This is a genomic window from Luedemannella helvata (assembly GCF_039528415.1).
GTDB classification, from domain to species: Bacteria; Actinomycetota; Actinomycetes; order Mycobacteriales; family Micromonosporaceae; genus Luedemannella; species Luedemannella helvata.
The window spans coordinates 1-1310 of record NZ_BAAALS010000085.1; the positions used below are offsets into that span (position 1 = coordinate 1).

General features: G+C 67.3%; 1 pseudogene and 1 other annotated feature. The pseudogene reads right to left on the bottom strand.

Annotated features, from left to right (window positions below):
• Positions 1 to 31 precede the first annotated feature (31 nt).
• Positions 32 to 1259 (bottom strand): annotated as a pseudogene (locus ABD191_RS28750) (IS3 family transposase).
• Positions 870 to 981, bottom strand: a sequence feature (AL1L pseudoknot). It overlaps the preceding pseudogene by 112 nt.
• Positions 1260 to 1310: the final 51 nt, after the last annotated feature.

Genomic DNA, 1310 nt, shown 5'->3' on the forward strand with positions numbered 1-1310 from the left:
TGAAGCGCCCTGGATCTTGTAGAGGCTCAGTTCATTGGGTACCGGCCTCGGTTAGAAGCTCGGTTTGAGCGTAGTGGGTGCCTCGGCTTCAGCTGGTGTGCGCATGCCGATTTCGCCGTGTAGTCGACGGTGGTTCCACCAGTCGATGTACTCGAACAGGGCGTACTCAAGTTGTTCGATAGTTCGCCAGGGGCCACGCCGGTGGATCAGTTCCGCCTTGATCTGGCCGATGGTCGACTCGGCGAGGGCGTTGTCGTAGGAGTCGCCGACGGACCCGATCGAGGGCAACGCCCCGACGTCGGCCAGGGCGTCGGTGTAGCGAATCGCCGTGTATTGGGACCCGGCGTCGCTGTGGTGGATCAGCCCGTCGAGGCGTTCGTTGCGGGCCCAGATCGCCATCTCCAGCGCCTCAAGGGGCAGGTCGGTGCGTAGGTGGGTGGTCAGCGCCCAGCCGACCAGACGGCGGGAGTACACGTCGATGACCAAGGCGAGGTAGGCGAACCCGACCCAGGTACGGATGTAGGTCATGTCGCATACCCACAACTGGTTCGGCTTCGCCGCGGCGAACTGCCGGCGGACCAGGTCCGCTGGGCGGGCCGCCGCGGCATCAGCGATCGTGGTCCGTATCGGCCGGCCCCGACGCACACCACGCAAACCCAGTGCCCGCATGAGACGCGCTACCCGGTCGCGGCCGGTGTCCACGCCCGCACGGCGCAGGGCCGCATGCGTCTTGCGGACCCCGTAGACGTCGTAGTTCGCCTGGTGCACGGCCGTGATCTGCTCACACAGGCCCGCGTCCGCGACCGCCCGCGCCGAGGGCGGGCGGGTCTTGGCGGCGTAGTACCCCGACACGGACATGAACCCGGCGTCGGTGCCCCGCAGGACACCGACGATCGGCTCGACCCCGAAACGATCCCTGTGCTCATCCACGAAGCGGATCATCTCGGCCCGGGGCGGTCGAGCTCCGCCGCGAAAAACGCCGACGCAGCCTTCAAAATCTCATTCGCCCGCCGCAGCTCAGCATTCTCCCGCCGCAACCGCTTCAACTCCGCCGACTCATCCGACGTCGCGCCCGCCCGCTGCCCGCCATCGACCTGCGCCTGACGGATCCACTTCCGCAACGTCTCCGTACTCACCCCGAGCTTCGTGGCGACCGACGTGATCGCCGCCCACTCGGTGTCGTGCTCCGGCCGCGCCTCGGCAACCAGGCGCATCGCCCGGGCCCGAAAGTCAGCCGAGAACCTGCTCGGTCGTGCCATGACTCCATCTCCTCACGGAATGGAGCCTCCACCAAACCCAGCGCGCTTCAG